Annotated in this window: 15 protein-coding genes and 1 pseudogene; 13 read left to right on the top strand and 3 right to left on the bottom strand. The window is 45.3% G+C overall.

Going from position 1 to position 17,180, the window contains the following annotated elements; all coding sequences use genetic code 11:
* Positions 1 to 8: 8 nt before the first annotated feature.
* A complete protein-coding gene (locus EIZ48_RS11580) occupies positions 9 to 1,697 on the bottom strand; it encodes a methyl-accepting chemotaxis protein (RefSeq protein WP_160651273.1) in 1,689 nt (562 codons plus the stop codon).
* Positions 1,698 to 2,098: 401 nt separating this feature from the next.
* Between EIZ48_RS11580 and astA the strand changes: the two genes are divergently transcribed.
* On the top strand, positions 2,099 to 3,115 hold the full coding sequence (gene astA, locus EIZ48_RS11585) for an arginine N-succinyltransferase (protein ID WP_160651276.1): 1,017 nt from the start codon (positions 2,099 to 2,101) through the stop codon (positions 3,113 to 3,115).
* A gap of 510 nt (positions 3,116 to 3,625) precedes the next feature.
* Positions 3,626 to 5,194, top strand: coding sequence for a hypothetical protein (locus EIZ48_RS11590; RefSeq protein ID WP_160651279.1), 1,569 nt, complete (start codon positions 3,626 to 3,628; stop codon positions 5,192 to 5,194).
* 55 nt (positions 5,195 to 5,249) lie between these two features.
* Here the strand turns inward: EIZ48_RS11590 and EIZ48_RS11595 are convergent, their stop codons facing one another.
* Complete coding sequence (locus EIZ48_RS11595) at positions 5,250 to 6,908, bottom strand: putative transporter (RefSeq protein ID WP_075763456.1); 1,659 nt, start codon at positions 6,906 to 6,908, stop codon at positions 5,250 to 5,252.
* A gap of 921 nt (positions 6,909 to 7,829) precedes the next feature.
* On the opposite strand from EIZ48_RS11595, the gene EIZ48_RS11600 reads away from it, so the two are divergent.
* The 8 genes and pseudogenes from EIZ48_RS11600 (at position 7,830) to EIZ48_RS11635 (ending at position 13,874) form a co-directional block, all read left to right on the top strand.
* The gene (locus EIZ48_RS11600; RefSeq protein ID WP_160651282.1) at positions 7,830 to 8,810 is read left to right on the top strand and encodes an ankyrin repeat domain-containing protein; all 981 of its coding nucleotides are present in this window, start codon (positions 7,830 to 7,832) and stop codon (positions 8,808 to 8,810) included.
* Positions 8,811 to 8,944: 134 nt separating this feature from the next.
* Entirely contained in the window at positions 8,945 to 9,403 is a 459-nt protein-coding gene (locus tag EIZ48_RS11605; protein WP_160651286.1) for a hypothetical protein, read from the top strand.
* Between the two features lie 64 nt (positions 9,404 to 9,467).
* A complete protein-coding gene (locus tag EIZ48_RS11610; protein ID WP_160651289.1) occupies positions 9,468 to 9,818 on the top strand; it encodes a cell envelope integrity TolA family protein in 351 nt (116 codons plus the stop codon).
* 94 nt (positions 9,819 to 9,912) lie between these two features.
* On the top strand, positions 9,913 to 11,265 hold the full coding sequence (locus EIZ48_RS11615) for a S41 family peptidase (RefSeq protein ID WP_160651292.1): 1,353 nt from the start codon (positions 9,913 to 9,915) through the stop codon (positions 11,263 to 11,265).
* A gap of 368 nt (positions 11,266 to 11,633) precedes the next feature.
* Positions 11,634 to 12,149, top strand: a complete 516-nt coding sequence (locus tag EIZ48_RS11620) for a GNAT family N-acetyltransferase (RefSeq protein ID WP_160651294.1) — start codon at positions 11,634 to 11,636, stop codon at positions 12,147 to 12,149.
* A gap of 368 nt (positions 12,150 to 12,517) precedes the next feature.
* Entirely contained in the window at positions 12,518 to 13,033 is a 516-nt protein-coding gene (locus EIZ48_RS11625; RefSeq protein WP_160651297.1) for a P-loop NTPase family protein, read from the top strand.
* 29 nt (positions 13,034 to 13,062) lie between these two features.
* Positions 13,063 to 13,329 (top strand): annotated as a pseudogene (locus EIZ48_RS11630) (GNAT family N-acetyltransferase); the annotation flags it as partial.
* A gap of 116 nt (positions 13,330 to 13,445) precedes the next feature.
* A complete protein-coding gene (locus tag EIZ48_RS11635) occupies positions 13,446 to 13,874 on the top strand; it encodes a methyltransferase domain-containing protein (RefSeq protein WP_160651300.1) in 429 nt (142 codons plus the stop codon).
* 64 nt (positions 13,875 to 13,938) lie between these two features.
* Here the strand turns inward: EIZ48_RS11635 and EIZ48_RS11640 are convergent, their stop codons facing one another.
* Positions 13,939 to 14,907 (bottom strand): LysR family transcriptional regulator, encoded by a 969-nt coding sequence (locus EIZ48_RS11640; protein WP_160651303.1) that lies wholly within the window; start codon positions 14,905 to 14,907, stop codon positions 13,939 to 13,941.
* Between the two features lie 170 nt (positions 14,908 to 15,077).
* Here EIZ48_RS11640 and EIZ48_RS11645 point away from each other — a divergent pair, with 170 nt between their 5' ends.
* The 3 genes from EIZ48_RS11645 (at position 15,078) to EIZ48_RS11655 (ending at position 17,036) form a co-directional block, all read left to right on the top strand.
* Complete coding sequence (locus EIZ48_RS11645) at positions 15,078 to 15,515, top strand: DMT family transporter (protein ID WP_075762103.1); 438 nt, start codon at positions 15,078 to 15,080, stop codon at positions 15,513 to 15,515.
* A gap of 39 nt (positions 15,516 to 15,554) precedes the next feature.
* Positions 15,555 to 16,457 (top strand): NAD-dependent epimerase/dehydratase family protein, encoded by a 903-nt coding sequence (locus EIZ48_RS11650; RefSeq protein WP_160651305.1) that lies wholly within the window; start codon positions 15,555 to 15,557, stop codon positions 16,455 to 16,457.
* A gap of 93 nt (positions 16,458 to 16,550) precedes the next feature.
* A complete protein-coding gene (locus EIZ48_RS11655) occupies positions 16,551 to 17,036 on the top strand; it encodes a VOC family protein (RefSeq protein WP_160651308.1) in 486 nt (161 codons plus the stop codon).
* The last annotated feature ends 144 nt before the right edge of the window (positions 17,037 to 17,180 follow it).

Here is a 17,180-nt window from a genome sequence, read left to right on the forward strand (position 1 = left end):
TTGAAAATCTAGCTTGTCTTGAACTGACCTACCAGCTGTTTAAGCTCGGTACCTGCATGGTTCAGCTCGCTGACTACTTGCTCTGAGCTGCTGCTCGAATGGATAAGGTCAGTAACGATATCTTGAATGGCTACCATATTGCGGTTGATTTCGTCGGTCACTGAGCTCTGCTCGGTAGCTGCTGTTGCTATCTGGCTGGTCATGTCATTAATCGCTTCAACTGCACCGGTAACGGATGACAGGCTTTCGGTGATAGAGTTTGCTGCACCTACCGCTTCGGTACATGTTGACTGGCTGTTGCTCATTGATGATACGGCCTGAGAAACCAGGGCATGAAGCTCATCAAGCATCTCTTTGATTTCCTGGGTACTCGACTGGGTACGGCTTGCCAGTCCGCGAACTTCGTCGGCAACAACGGCGAAGCCTCGTCCTTGTTCACCTGCACGTGCTGCCTCAATGGCGGCGTTTAGTGCCAGTAGGTTAGTCTGCTCGGCAATTTCACCGATGACTTTCAGAACGTTATCAATCTTTTGTGATTGCTGGTTCAGAGAGTGGATGTGCTGGGCGGCCTGATCGACTTCGTCGACGAGCGCGCTGATGGAAACAACAGAAGTATCGACACGTTGCTGGGCAACATGGGAATCTTCGCTGGCATTGCTGGTGGCATTCGATACTTCGTTGGCATTCATTGCCACTTCGCTTGCTGCCGAGCTCATTTCAGTGACCGCTGTGACGATTTGCTCTGTTTCGTTGTTGTGCTCTTGAAGCTGCTGCGTCAGACGAATAGTCTGATCATGGATATTGTTGGCAGCGCCGCTAACGTTATCTGTTACATCAGAAACCTGGGTAATGATCCCTTGCAGCTTGGCTACAAAGCGGTTAAAGGCATTACCGAGTTCGGCAATTTCGTCATGGCCCTGAACTTCCAGACGGCGTGTCAAATCACCCTCACCATCGGCGATCTCGTTGAGTGTCTTGGCCATATTCTGAACCGGGCGGGTCATACGGTTGGCAATGAACAGAATACAAAGCACACTCAGCGCACCAAGCACTAGCGAGCTGATTAAGACAAGTTCAAAGCGCTCGGCCATGCTTGCAGAAGCCTGGGTATGGTAGGCTTCGACCTGGGTGTCGATATCATCAATATAAAGACCGGTACCGATGAACCACTGTCCGTTATTAACCGCTGTCGAGTAGCTTAACTTCGGCTGTGGCTGGCCGCCGCTGCTTTTCGGGTAGCTATAGGCAACAAACCCACCGCCACTCTGAGCGGCTTTGATCAATCCCTTGATGTAGGCAACACCGTTAACATCAGTGTTGTTTAGTCGGTTTTGGTTGTGATTGGCAGGAGCGGTCGCATGCGCTACGTTGGTGCCTTTCATATCATAAATGAAAAAGTAACCAGAGCGGTCATTGGCAAAACGAAGGGGAGTAAGCAGGGCACGGACTTTCTCTAGTGCAACGCTAGAGTTGGTGTTGTCGGCAAGAACGCCGTCAACAGCGTGCTGGGCGATGGTTGTCGCATCTTTTAGCTGGCTTTTGCGTTCGAGGATAAGACGTTCTTTGTAAAGGGTAACCTCTTCATCTACAGCTTTATTCTCAAGTGTCACGATGATCCCAATCGCAACACTCATTATGATGAAAACCGGTAATATGCTTAGCAGCAATAGTTTGCTTTTTAACTGTAATTTATTCATAGCGACTCGGACTCTTCTACATTCATAATTATAATTTTGGGGGGTTATGAACTTCCCAATAAAGTATGTCGGCCTTGACGTTTAATTCTTTACAGGATGTTGTGTTATTTATACAGCTGTCAGTAAAAAAATGGGCTACAGCTCACAAATGAAGCGCTATTTTGCTTCCACAGGCAAAGAAAGGCAGGCAAAGATCCGAGTCTGTTCGCTTTATGCGCAAAAGTGATTTGATTGTTATAAATATGCAAGGGGTATAACAGTTATTCCGTGTAAGATTTGTTACGCTTCCTTGGTATTCTTTTCGATTATCAATTCAGCAGTCATGCTGTCAGCTATCTTCTTAGCGATCTTATAGTAACAAGTGGCCAGGAGGCCACTTTCTGCATCAGGAGGGATGTTCGATGCTAGTAATTCGTCCGATTACTGAGGCCGATTTTCCGGCGCTTATGCGTTGTGCGGAAGAGTCAGGCCATGGGTTCACCTCGCTTCCGGTAAATGAAGAGTTGCTCCGGGGCAAAATTGAACACTCACTAGAGAGCTTTTCTAAAGAGGTGATCTCGCCGGGGATTGAAGGTTACCTGATGGTAGCCGAAGACACTGATACCGGAGAAGTTGTTGGCACCACAGGTATCGAGGCCGCAGTCGGGCTTGACGTACCTTTTTACAGTTACCATATAAGCAAAGTGGTGCATTCTTCACGCAAGTTGGGAGTGCATAATATTGTCGAGCTGTTAACCTTCGGCAATAACTACACGGGATGCAGTGAAATATGTACCTTGTTTTTACGCCCTCAGTGGCGCGAAGGGCTCAACGGTCGTCTGTTATCTAAGTGCCGGTTTTTAATGATGGGTGAGCACCCGCAGCGTTTTTCTAAAACCGTGTTTGCCGAAATGCGTGGTGTATCCGACGAAGAGGGGCACTCTCCTTTCTGGGAGTGGCTGAGAGATCATTTCTTTTCCATTGAGTTTACCCATGCGGATTATTTGGTCGGGGTGGGTCAAAAAGGGTTTATTGCCGATCTTATGCCTAAATTGCCGATTTATGTCAGTTTACTCAGTGACGAGGCGCAGGAGGTAATAGGTCAGGTTCACGAAAAAACACGCCCGGCGTTGCGTTTGTTGGAGAAAGAAGGATTTACTAACCGTGGTTATGCGGCGATTTTTGATGCCGGGCCCACAGTAGAATGCGATATGGTAAATATACGTTCTGTCTACCAGGCCTTTCATTGTAATGTCGAAATAAGTAAACATAGCAGCCAGTCAGATTATTTGGTCAGTAATACTGAGTTTCAGCATTTCAGGGCTGTTGCAGGCAAGGTCGATGTGAACAGGACACTTGCTAAAGCGCGAATTTCACCTGAAATGGCAGATGCCCTGCAGGTGAATGACGGTGACAGGATCCGCTTGCTCGCACAGTAGTAGAACTGGATGTCTGATAAATGACAGTTCTCTTACTAATTGAAAGCACTTAAGGACAAAACCTTAAGTGCTTTTTTTCCAGAGGAGATAACAATAATTATATATACCCAAGTAATTCTCGCTGAAACGAGCATCGAGAGGCTGCTTGGGTATATATCATGGCTATGAGCAGATTTAATCTGAAAATTGTAACGGTTATTACGGAACTTTCGTCAGATAGAGCACAAATTTAATAGTTCCTCTTGGCTAAATCAATATCACTGACTTTAATTATTAGGTAATGGTATCTTATTTAAAATAATTCCACCAAGTTAAATTTGGCGCTCTAATAACTCAGTAAGAATTGAGCATTAATTTATAAAATGGATTATAAGTCTTAGAGAATTATCAAGGCAGTTAGAAAAACAAACTTAAAAACATCATTGTTATGGTTAGCTGGTGAACATTAATTCAATTTTCACTCCGAACCAGGTTAATCACTAAATATTAATATCTACAGAGAGAACTAAAATGGTCAAAAATACTGTAGTACTCGGCTCAATATTATTGCTCACAGCATGTAATGGTTCTGATTCAGGCGATACAGCTACAAATTCTACTATTACCTTGTCATTAGTTCCTTCTGAAGCGGTAGTAGTATCACCGTTTGATGTGACTCAAGATGATGCCAATCCTAAATCTACTACCCAGATGTTAAAGCGAGTCAGCGCGGTATCAACCAAAGCTTCACCTACTTACTCTTGGGCAACAGCACGTATTGATGCAATTTTAAATGGCTCGACTCCGTTAAGAAATACTTTTACTGCCAACCTTTTCTATCGCCAGGGTACTAATGCAGCATGTTATGGACCAAATCTCCTATATCAAGACCATCCTGATGGAGCCGGCGGTAGTGGTGAGCTTCCTGGTGGTGATTTACTCATGTGGTTAGAGGAAGATACTACTGGTCACGCCTGTGCTGCAGCTCAAATGAACTCGCGCCTTGCTGGAACGAGAGATCAGTCGATGGGGGCCTTAATGGTGATTGCCAGCATGGTCGCTACCGCGAATGCCAATAGTATCGCATTGCCCGCAGCGGGAGCGAGTATTACATTAACATCAGAAATGAACGCGTTATCTGTTCTCAATGTAACTTTTAACAGCGTGACACTTAGCCAAACATCAACGAATGAGTGGAGTTATGAAGTTGATCTCACTTATACACGTAGTGGTGTAGCCGATAACATTATCATTGGTTTAGAGCACACTAGCAGTGGCACCAGGAATCAATACAGTGGAGTGCTATTTTACAGAGTTGATGGTGATCAAAGTGATTTCCCCGGAGGGAATTGTACTTCATCAGATCGTACCCTTAATGGTTCATTACGCTATGACCGTAATAGCTTGACTGATATGAGTATACAAAGCCGAACCGGGATTTTTTGCGGTAGCGGTGTTAATGGGTTAACCAGTGGAGCAGGCGATGACACCGATAATATGGTCGATGCCTCACTGTATTACGATGCTGGTAGTGCACCGAATGGGTGGAGCGAAAACTTCAATATTTTTGTCGCTAACTTTGACCCGTCACAACTGTCTGGTCAATACGCCTATGTATGGCAAGCAGGTGCAGGAGATAGCCACAGTAGGGTATTTAATGTAGGGATAAATGCCCACTCACCGCTAGATGGTGAGTCATACGCAGGTTATGGGGAGCGGGTAGGCAGCAGTGTCGGTGAAGTACAAGGTCTGATTTGTAACTGGGCGGGTCCAGGTAATAGTCACTCTTTGCAAGAACTTGCTCAGCGCCAGTTTATAACTCAAGACCCAACCACTGGCTTGTTTGATGCGTCAATTGGTGCAGGTTCTGCCGATATTACCTATGCACCAACGAACAGCTGTGACTATGGTGGTAGCGGGAGTTTTATTTATGATGTAGATGCTGATGGCGATCTGAGTGATGAAACACATGCCGCTGTTACTTCTGATTTGATGCAGCCAGTGGATACTGATTTAGATGGAACCGCGACTATTGAGGAAAAAATTGCCAGTCGTGGATATACCTTACCGATAGCTCCGGGTAATTGGCCTGGTCAGTAATCGCAAAAAAGATGCTGTCAGCGAGCTACCACATTTGTGATAGCTCGCTGGTGGTTTACATTGCCCAGAGCAGAATAGCGAGCAACTGAGGGGATAATATTCGTAAACACATAACAAGCGGGTAGACCGTGGCATAGGACAGTGCCGATGCGCCACTCGTTGGGTGCAGGCCGTTGGCAAAGGCCAGAGCCGGTGGATCGGTCATCGAACCGGCCAACATGCCGCAGATTGTTAAGTAGTTAAGCTGGCCAAAGATGCGTGCAATGAAGCCGACTGTGATTAGCGGGATCGCAGTGATCAAAATGCCGTATCCCATCCAGCTTAGCCCGTCGCCATTGACGAGGGTGTCGATAAACCCGCCGCCGGATTTAAGTCCGACAACAGCCAGAAAGAGCACGATACCGATCTCTCGCAGCGCAAGGTTGGCACTTGGCGGCATAAACCAGTACATCTTGCCGATACTGCCAATTCGAGCAAGGATTAGAGCGACGATCAGCGGTCCGCCTGCCAAGCCAAGCTTGATAGCTGCCGGAAAGCCGGGCAGATAGAACGGAATTGATCCCAGCAATACCCCGAGCCCGATACCGACGAAAACAGGGAGCATCTGAACTTGCTGAAGCTTTTGGTGAGCGTTGCCCACAATACCGCTGACAGCTTCAATGGCTTCCTGTTTGCCGACCAGGTTGAGAATGTCACCAAACTGCAAGGTTGACTGGCTGGTTGGCACTAACTCGACGCCGGCACGGTTGAGACGCGACACAACGACATCGTATTTTTCTTTCAGATCCAAATCGCGGATCTTTTTGCCGAGTACGATCTCGTTGGTGACAACCAGTCGCTGAACACGCAATTCTGTGCCGCGGGTTGAGAGCGAGGCGTCAACTTCTTCCCCAATAACCAGGCGTGCTTTTTCAAGTGCAGTCTTGTCACCCACCAAGTGCAGTAAATCATTGGTTTCGATATGCGTGTTTTGTTTAGGAACATAGAGGTGGTCTTCGCGCTTGAGACGCGAGCAAACAATATCACCCTCGGTTAGTGCTGGGACATTCATCAGCATCAGCCCGTTTAGGTTGGGGTTCTTGACCGCGACGTTAATGGTGTGAAGGCTCTCTTTCTTATGGCCATTATGAATTTCAAACTCATCGGCTTCTTTGTTGACATTGACGCGAAAGGCGAGGCGGAGGGTCCACATAGTCAGCAAGATGCCGCAGATCCCGAACGGGTAAGCAACGGCGTAGCCCATACCAGTAAGATCGAGCATACCCTCCTGTGCGCCAAGCTCAGAGAGAATTTGCTGACCAGCACCTAGCGATGGCGTATTGGTGACGGCACCGGAAAAGACCCCGAGAATAACGGGCAAAGGCACATCGAACAGCTGGTGCAGTGCGATGGTCACGAGACAGCCAAGCAAGACAATCAGTGCTGCAAAGCCATTTAGTTTTAGCCCCGAGCTTCTCAAGGAAGCAAAGAACCCTGGGCCTACCTGTATCCCTATTGTATAAACAAAGAGAATGAGGCCAAACTCTTGTATAAAGTGCAGGGTATTTGAATCGAGAGCGATGCCCCAGGTGCCGGTGAAGTGACCGACGAAAATGCCGCCGAACAGCACTCCGCCTATCCCTAAACCTACGCCATAGATACGCCAATTCCCAATCCAAAGCCCAAGCACCGCTACCAGCGCAAGAATGCTGATAGAGAGCGCAATGTCACTCATGGTGAGTCTCCTGGTTAATAAAAATTCTGTTCACCGCAAATTTTTTATGATTGCAGGTGTGTGGCAACAATCCGACGGGACGGTATTGTGACGCCAGGGGTAGGCTTATGAACTCAGTAAAGACTGATTTCGCATGGATAACGAAAGGAGTGGTTAGGGAGTTTTGTCTACAGCTGGTGGAATCTCATTGTATTCATTGCTTCATACCACATTGAAAAATCGAATTGCGTGTAACAGTGCTATCAGAGTTGTCGATGTAGTATGCCCATTTGGGATGTCGCCTTAACTTGATAAATAGTAATACCCTAAAAGATATAAGGATTTAATAGCCAGTATGCCAAAGTGTGCAGTGCGCCTGATTCTAATTTTGATAGGATAAGTCTTTGTTAATTAAGGATTGCAATTGTGTGACAAATTGATAGTGGGAATAGTTCTATCAATAATCTGACTTTGATTTTCTATATTTATGCCAGTGATGATTAATTAATCAGGTTTGAACTAAGTCCAATTATTAATGTTGTTAATTACAGTTTGATAAATATATTTGTGATGCATCTCTGAAATTTAATTACCTATAAAGTTATTATTTAGTCTGGCCATCATTTGATATAAATCAACGTCAAACAATGGCTACAACCAGTATTTTATAACGCTTATTGAAATGAACAAGCTGTGTAAGTGATGATGATTATTCCTGTCATAAGCAAATCGTTATTAGTTGTGTTTTGAACACTGATTATGAAAACTTTGATTGTTTAGTTAGGGTATGTTTAAAAGAGTATGTTGTAATTAAATAGTATGGTTCAGTGATGTGAACCATACCAATGTTATACTCGGCGCCTTAGGTTCGAAGTTCGGTGTGCTTTGTTGGTTTTGCGGGGCGCAACTTATGTTCGGCGTTAGAGCTATAAAGGATAATAAATGCTTCGGAGACTAGTCACGACATTAACCATCTTTACTTTTAGTGTTTTCTGTAAAGCGGCCGTTAATGTTGGTGAAATGCAACCAGGAGAAGTTCGAATAGAGTCTTGGGATGGGGCGCCGGTTGTCGTTCATAAGCGATCCGAGAAGAGTATCAAAGAGCTCAATAACCTTGGTTCAGTCAGTACCAACTTACCACTCTTAGAACATATTCTTCAGTATACGGCGCGAAGAAGTGGAAATGAATATGCCTCAGCTCTGTTAAAGGGAACCTTGCCCCTAGAAAGCGAAGCGACACGTTCTATCCGCCCAGATGTACTTGTTGTAATGGGAATTTCTTCCACCTTTGGCTGCGCCGTAGATTATCTCCCCGAAAGAGAGCTGTTTATCGATCCCTGCTCAAAGGCGGAGTATCGCGCTGATGGCCGGATAGTTCAGTCAAACGCTCAAGAGTTTTACCACTTATTAGTACCACCACATTACTATGATAAGGATAACTTGATCCTTGGCTATGCCCCCGGAGACGAACGTAAGATAGTCGACTTTACACCTGATATTGAGCCCTTAAGTATCTCAAACGGTGAAAAGCTATTGGTGGCTCTCGAATGGAAAAAGTTTAACTTGGTTAAAGAACTGCTAAGAGATAAAACGGTTGTTAACTATAGAACTTCAACCGGTGCATCAGCCTTACATGTAGCAGCATCTAAGGCATCACCAGACATTATTGAATTAATGATAGAGCGTGGTTTTAGAATTAATATTTTTACTGAAGATGGCATGACACCTATCCAAATAGCTCTTTTATTTAACAATGATGAAATAGCGGTAACCTTATTAAAGCATGGCGCCAAAACCAGCAGTTTCTGTTCTTTATGGCAATGCACAACTGATTCAGCAATCTTGCTATCAAACATGAAGCCAGAAGTAAGCCTGACAGAATCAAAAGCATACATAGAATCACTTAAAGCTAAAGCGCTCTGACAGTGCAATCAGGGTTACACGTATAATCCGGTGAATTTGATGGATTCGATGTACTTCACTGACTCAAAACGACAAGCGCTATGCCCGATTATGTTATTATGCAGGCCGTGCAGTTTGGATTATAAGGATAAAAGGTGTATCTGAGCATCTTAGACGCTATGTACACAATAGGTAGTACAAGCATTTTAGTTTTAGCCTTAATCACTATCGTGATGGCAGTTTTTAAAAAGTTGAGTCGTAGATTTGCCAAAGGGGTAGCTTCCATCATCCTCATTACAGTTGCAACTGCCTATGTGTTTCCAAACGTTGCTCGCACTGAACTACGGGATAGACTCACTCAGGAAGTAATCAGTACAACATCAGAAAGACCTGTAGATAACAGTGCAGTTATCTCAGCACTAAAAGACATCACCTATGCTGAAGGAAGAAAATCACACCCTCTTGAGAGGTTTGGTTTTGAACTTCAAACGGCTAAGGACGTTATATATTTGGAGTTAGCTCGGGACTCGATAGACAGTAAAGCGTATTGGGTCTATTTTCCCAAATACCGGACTGGAGATGCCAATGAGATAGGTAAGATTCAGTTGAAATAGCCTAACACCATTGATCGACATAACAGAGCAGTCAAGATTACACGCTTTACTCAAAGAGGAATTGATGAAGTACCTATATGCATTCTTACCATTACTGTTAGCATCGTGCTCTTCGCAAGATGTCAAACAATGTGTTGATATTCAGTCTTGCGGCGCTCATATACACAATAATATTCAATCCCATTTGGTCATTAGCAACGCAGATATTGGTAAGACAGTTACGCTACGATTTTTGTTAAATGATGATACAGAGATCATTAAAACAGAAATCATCGAAAGCAGTGGGGATGAAAGGTTTGATTATTCAGTCATCAATGCCGTTAACAAGTCTTTCCCAGATGAACAATTGCTTGAGCTATCATCTGCTGATTATGAAAAAGTACGTAAGGTGAAGTTAACAGTATCACCACGCTAACAATAACTACTAAAACATCAAGTTAACGCGCACCATCCGGCGTCATAACACTGCGATGTACTTTAAAACACGACACAACTAAGGATTGGTTGAAATGATGAGAAAAGTGTTATTACCAATGCTAATCGCCTTGGGTATAGCATCCACATCTGTATGTGCTAAAGAAGCGTTGGATACTCCTGAGAATCTATCTGATGAGGATAAGTTGTATGGCCTGTCTTTGTTTTGGAAAGAGGCCAGCTACAACTTTGCTTATTTTGATCAAGTGCCTGAGCTAGATTTTGATAACGCTTACAGAGAATTTATACCAAAGGTATTAGCAACTGAAAATACTTATGAGTATTACCGTGAATTGATGAAATTTAGTGCATTATTGCATGATGGACATACCAATATTTATTTACCCAAAGGACTTTCTGATAGGTATGTTGACTGGCCAGCAATAAAGGTCACGGAAGCTAACCACCAAGCAGTAATCACAGAAATAGATAAGAGATTACTAGCTGAGATTCCTCTTGGCTCAACGATCATATCAGTCGAAGGTGTTGATTTAGATACCCATCTAAAAACTAATATTATGCCTTACCTTTCAAGTTCAACAGAGCAAGCTTTGTGGAGTCATTCAGTAAGGGATATGTTAAAAGGCTCGCCTGGCAGTCAAGTTCATTTCATTATCCAATCCTCCTCGGGAGAGCAAAAAGCAATCACACTTAAGCGAAACTCACGACACATTAAAACTGAGACAGTTGCACTTAACTTGCCAGCTTCTAATGGTCAGTTGTTTGAGTTTCGGTGGTTGGATAATCAAGTTGCTTACGTGGCGTTAAATAGTTTCAGCGATAGACAGATTTTGCATGACTTTAAGTTAGCTTACAAAGATATAAAACAATCTGAAGGTCTCATTATTGACATCAGGTTCAACGGTGGTGGTAATTCTGGTATAGGTGCCGAGATATTATCCTACTTTGCCAATCAATATTTATCTGGGTCGGCTTGGAAAACAAGGAAACATATCGCGGCCTACAAGGCATGGGGTTATAAAGAGTATGCTCAAGACAACGCGTGGGAGTCTGGCTCAATGTCGATGCTTAAAGCCAAGAGTGATAGTCACATAGTACCTACCGTGGTGCTGATTGGCAGACACACAGCGTCTGCTGCAGAGGACTTTTTGATCTACGCCGATAAATTGCAGCACTTCACGACGATCGGCGAGCGAACTTATGGCAGTACAGGCCAACCCATTTTCGTTGATTTGCCCGGAGGGGGCTCTTTCAGAGTGTGTACCAAACGAGATACTTACCCTGACGGAAGAGATTTCGTTGGTTTCGGTATCAGCCCTAATATACTCATTGAACGAATGCCAGAGCACTTAAAATCAGAACAAGATGTTGTGCTTAATGAAGCCATTCAAGTCATCACTGATGCTCGGCATCTCGTTTTACGATAGCTTTACATATTTTGCTCAAGCTGTATTAGGCTGATCGAAGGATAGGATGTTAATTGAGGCAGTCAATCTATACTCATGTCAGTAAGATAAGGATATATACCCAAGCTACCTCAAGATGCTCGTTTCAGCGAGAATTACTTGGCTTGTAGGCTAGGCACCGATTAGAAAATCTAGTGGCTCTAAATTAATAATCGGTAACAACGCATAGAAGCCAAGTAAACTCGCCCATTGGGAGTGAGTGAGCCAGCGTGCCCATTTCTGTGTCAAATAACGTTGAAAGGGACTACCATTCCTACCGTTACTTTCCTTGAACTGAACCCGCTGGTCTCACTCTGAATCCTGCATCTTGAGGTAGCTTGGGTATAGTGATGCTAACCCTGAAAATTAGAGAGTTTGCACCTGAAGATAGCATCGAGGACAAGGGGGCATTATTGCCGGTGTTTCTCTCGATCTGGAATGCCCCGGAAAACCTCAAGTACCTGTCTTCAACATTGATCCCATTTGAGTCCGAGCAGGTTGAGGGTTGGTTCGATAACCACAAAGCCTTGGGCGGCCGGTATTTCTGCGCGCTGGACGAACAGGATAATATTCTTGGCGTCATGGTGGTGAAGGTCAACACAAAAGAAGGCTTTGAACTCTATGGCCTCGGAGTTCTACCAGCTCATAAGGGAAATGGTGTCGGCATACAGCTCGTTGAGCATGCTGCACGAGTGGCAAGGGGACTCGGATTTCACGATATCAAGGCCTTGGTCTTTGCCGATAACACCGGCATGCTCTGTTTATTGCTAAAGTCTGGGTACATATCGGTTGGCATGGAATATCATAAAAGATCCGACGGGGCCGATGCTGTTACTCTATGCAAAAGGCTTTCCGGCTCGCAATAAGTTGGCAGATAGAAAATTATACGCGCTTAGCTCGCTATTTCTATTTACTTATCTGCCGATGTGGAAGAGTGTGTGAACGAAGTGCGTTGAATATAGTGATAACACTATCGGGACCAATATGGACATCACTCTGGAGTTTGAATTAGAAAGGTTACAGTGTAAGCCAATTAGAATTTGTGATTGACAATCAGATTTCCATATATGACGATGATTGCATGAAAACGAATATTACGCACTACCAAGTACGAATTATCATCATTCCATAGGAATGGTGGGATTGTTGATGTGTTTTATTTGTCGAACCCACCCAGAAGAGGTGGGTTTTCTGTATCTGCCTCATGGGATTACTCTCATTGGAAGGAGATATCATGAAGAAAATTGCAGTTTTCGGTAAGCCCGGCAGCGGAAAATCCACCATGAGCAAAGCGCTTGCGTCGGCGACTGGGATACAGTTATACCAACTAGATTCAATAGTGTATAAGAAGAATGGTGAACAAGTAGAACGCAAGGCATTCGATGAAGCACACCAAAACATCTTGTCTTCTGACAGTTGGATAATTGATGGGTTCGGCCCAATGGATTCATTTAATAAGCGTTTGGAAGCAGCGGACACCTTGGTTTACATTGATCTGCCATACCTGACTAGCTATTGGTTTGTGACCAAGCGACTTCTAAAAGGGCTAGTCGTAAAACCTGAAGGTTGGCCTGATGGTAGCTCAGTGTTGAAAGGTTCTATGGAAAGCTACAAAGTATTAAGGCTATGCCCGAAATTCTGGAACGATGACTTCATGCGTAGGCTAAGAGAAAAGTCGAACAGCAAAACGGTATACATAGTTCAGACAGTTTCAGAATTAAACGACTTTGTTAATAAGCATGTTGAATAGGCGCTAAGCACTTCAGGTGTCCCATGACACTCGTCGGTTATACGGACCTACAAAGCAACGGACTCATTGACCATTTCTTCTGTCATCATAAATACCAGGGGCAAGGTGTTGGAAGCGCATTAATGGAGCATGTGTTTGCCTTTGGCAAGCAAGTAGGCATCACGCGATTCTATTCAGAAGTCAGTATAACTGCGAGACCATTTTACGAGCGTTTTGGCTTTTCTGTTGTTCAAGAACAACTCGTTGAAGTTAGAGGCCAAAAGCTCTGCAATTTTGTTATGGAAAAATTCAGCTAACAAAGCAATAACGGTAACTCTCTACACTCGTCGGTTTGGGAATAAAGTACGGTGTACCTGGTTCGCTCACTGTCGCACAACTGATGTTCGGCGTTAGGCCTCAAGGAGATTTTTAAGTGAAACCAACAGAGATAGGAAAAGCCTACAATCAAATAACGCATCTTTGGGAGAGTAATGACTTCGATATCAACAATGGTATTGAACAGCACAAGAGAGCGGTTACTTTTGCAAAGGGGCGTGGACATGCGCTGGATATCGGCTGTGGTTGTACGGGGCGTTTTATCGAGTTGCTGTTAGACGAGGGCTTTAGCCCCTCTGGTATAGATGTATCAGCAGACATGTTGGACATTGCTCGTCAGCGACACCCGAACATCAATTTTGTTCAGGCAGATATTTGCGAGTATTCACTGGATGAAAAGTACGATTTTATCACGGCATGGGACAGTATCTGGCATATACCTTTGGCTGAGCAACGCAATGTGCTTACCAAAATCGTCGCAAGCCTGAATGTGGGTGGGGTGTTTATGGGGCCGAAACTCTTTTAACCGATTATAGGTTGTCACAAATACGCTCTAATGCGGCTGTCGATGTGATTAAAGATGGCTTTGGTCAAGGTGATACTGTTGACTCCGGGTCTGTCGCCAGTTTCTGGCAACGGGATATCAAGAGTTTCTGTAACCAGAGGTGGGCCAGATCATTCTCCCTGTTTTCATGCCAGAAAAGCGTATAGGAGAGTGGGGGGAGTGAATAGGGCAGAGGGATCACCGTCAAATCCAACTGGGTGGCAATATGGCTGGCATATAGACTGGGCGCGGTCAGGATCAAATCGGTGTGGCTGCACAATTCCGCCGCGCTATTAAAATCGGGCACGAACAGGGCAACATCCCGCTCCAGCTGGCTTTCTGCTAGTTTGACATCTAACAACCAGCGTTCATTTTTATAGTATTTAGTCACTATATGCCGCTGGGCGATGTAGGCCTCTAAATCCCATTTTTCTGACAGTACCGGGTGACGCGAGTTGACGATGCAGCACAGTCTATCCTGATACAGCTCGGCAGAAAGTATTCCTTTTGGCGGGGTGAGTGTTCGCTCTGCATCTTCCGGATTTAGATCCTTGCCTGTAATGGCAAAATCCAGCTCGCCTCTTTGAAGTTGCCCAAACGTGTCAGAGCCCCAGCTACAGGTATCAATAGTGAGATGGGGAGCGGTTGAGAATACTTCACCAATAAAATGGGGAAACAGCAGGGTATAGATACTTTCGACTACTGCCATCTGAAAGCTTCGTGTACTTTGCGACGGCTCAAACGTCGTGGGTGCTGTCATCTTTTCGATGTCAAACAATAGCTTTGCCAGCATAGGCTTCAGCTCTTTGGCCCGGGGTGTTGGTTCCATACCGTAACCGGCTCGTTGCAGCAACGGGTCATCAAACAACTCTCTGAGCCTGGCCAGGCTTTTGCTGATCGCAGACTGGCTCAGATTCAGATGCTCGGATGCCTTGCTGACATTGTTATGCTCCAGCAGAACATGCAGGCAAACCAGCAGATTTAGATCGAGTCTCGCTAATTTCTCAAAAGACATCTTATTAATCCCTTATCTATTCTTATTGGGAATACATATGGTGAATTTAAATCATTTTTGTTCATACATCTATTTTTCTACACTTCTAATGACGACAAACATCGTCCACGTATCATGAATAAAATTACCTCAGTACACGCTGAGCACAGAGCTACCCTAAAGGAGGAATTATGTTTGAACTGGCATTAACGATTGGTATCGGTTTGCTCGGCGGGATCGCGGTTGGCACCCAGGCTCCGATTGCAGGTGCCATGTCACAACGTGTCGGTGGCGCAGCAAGTAGCTTTATCGTCCATCTGGGCGGATTAATCGCCTCGCTGATCCTCCTGCTCTCCCGACGGGGAGAAGATATCGCCCAATGGCGTGAATTGCCATGGTATATGTTGGGCTGCGGAGCCTTTGGCCTGGTATTGTATCTGTCTATTAGCCACACCATCCCGAAACTTGGTGCCGTTTCTGCCATCACCTTAATCATTGTCGGCCAGCTTCTTGCGGGGGTCGTTATTGATTATCTGGGTGCTTTCGGCACGATTGCACGAGGGCTAGAGATGTATCGGATGCTTGGTATCGCACTTTTATTTGCCGGTGCCTATCTCGTTATTCGATAATTGCCGCCATTCCTGTCTATCAACACGCCCTAGTCATTTATGAAAATTTTAGTTACCGGCTCTGCCGGTCGGATTGGACGTCATATCTATATCCACTTAATGCGTCATCACCAGGTAGTGGGACTGGATATGGTCCCCTGCTCAACGGCCGACTTTGTTGGCGATCTTCGGGATCGCGACTTTGTTCGCTCGGCACTGCAAGGGGTTGATGTCATTGTGCATGCGGCATCTTTGCATGCGCCCCATGTCGGCTTACGCTCTGATCAAGAGTTTGCCGAGATCAACATAGAGGCGACAGAGCAATTAGTCGCAATGGGGATCGAGCTTGGCATCAGCCACTTTATTTATACTAGTACGACCGCACTATACGGTTATGCGTCGACGCCAAATGGCCGAACCGGTTGGATCACCGAAACAGTGACACCGCAGCCAAGAACCGTCTACCATCGTACCAAAATCCAGGCTGAGAACCTGCTACAGCGTATCTCAAGGGAGACCTCACTGCCTGTTACCGTCTTACAGATGTCGCGGTGCTTTCCCGAACCCGCCGATATGATGGCCGTCTACCGCCTGACCCGTGGTATCGATGCCAGAGATGTCGCCTCGGCCCATGGATGTGCCATTAATACACGTCCTGAGGGTTTTAACCGCTATATCCTGTCGGCAAAAACACCGTTCCGCCGCCAGGACTGTTCATCGCTATACCAGCAGGCTGATGCCGTGATCAGCCAGTACGAGCCTGAACTCGCCGCGGCGTTTCAGCGCCGGGGATGGACATTGCCCAAAACGCTCGATCGGGTATACGACTCATCGATGGCACAACAGGTGCTCGGATGGCAGCCTCGCTATGGTTACAACAGCGTGCTGGCACAGCTGGACAATGACGTTGCCGAGGTGCTTCCAGTCTCCATTGTTGATAATAAATTCAAGTTATTATTTTAATAATTATTGATAATTTTAAATTATGTTAGTGGCGCCATATAATGACCCCATCAAAACAAGTGACGATTTAATCAACCGAGTTTGGGGTATGTTATGAAAATGAATCATGTGGGTATTATGGTCGGCGATATGGATAAAGCTGTTGAGTTTTATACCAATGCACTTGGCCTTGAAGTCGTTATGGGCAATACCAAAGTTGAAGAAGAGCGTGAAACCGCAATCGGCAGAATGTGTGTGGCCGTTTTTGGCGAGGGCTTTAAAGGATTTAACATTGCTCACCTTGTCACGACTGACGGTATTGGCGTTGAGTTGTTTGAAATGAAGGAGCGCCAGGAGCGCCATAACGTTGATTTCTCTCGTATCGGCATCTTCCATTTTTGCCTTCAGACTGATGACTTCCAGGGTGCTATCGAGCGTACTGAAAAGTTTGGCGGAAAAGTACGCATGGATATTATGCGCTACCACCCGGAGGATGATAGCAAACCTGCGAAAATGGTGTACTTGGAAGACCCGTTTGGCAACCTTTTTGAGCTGTACTCTCACACATATGAAGAGACATATTCTTCTGACTATGAGTAATAGATGAAATGTAGAGAAGGGCTGGCCAAGTGTCAGCCCTTTTTGGGGTTTATGTCGGTAACGATATTTCCCCTGTTTTTCTCCTGACCGAACGGCTTGCTTTCCAGACGCAGACCGCACGATTTGTCTGAGCGCCAGTATTCG

The sequence above is a fragment of the Photobacterium alginatilyticum genome, assembly GCF_009910675.1.
Taxonomy (GTDB): Bacteria; Pseudomonadota; Gammaproteobacteria; order Enterobacterales; family Vibrionaceae; genus Photobacterium; species Photobacterium alginatilyticum.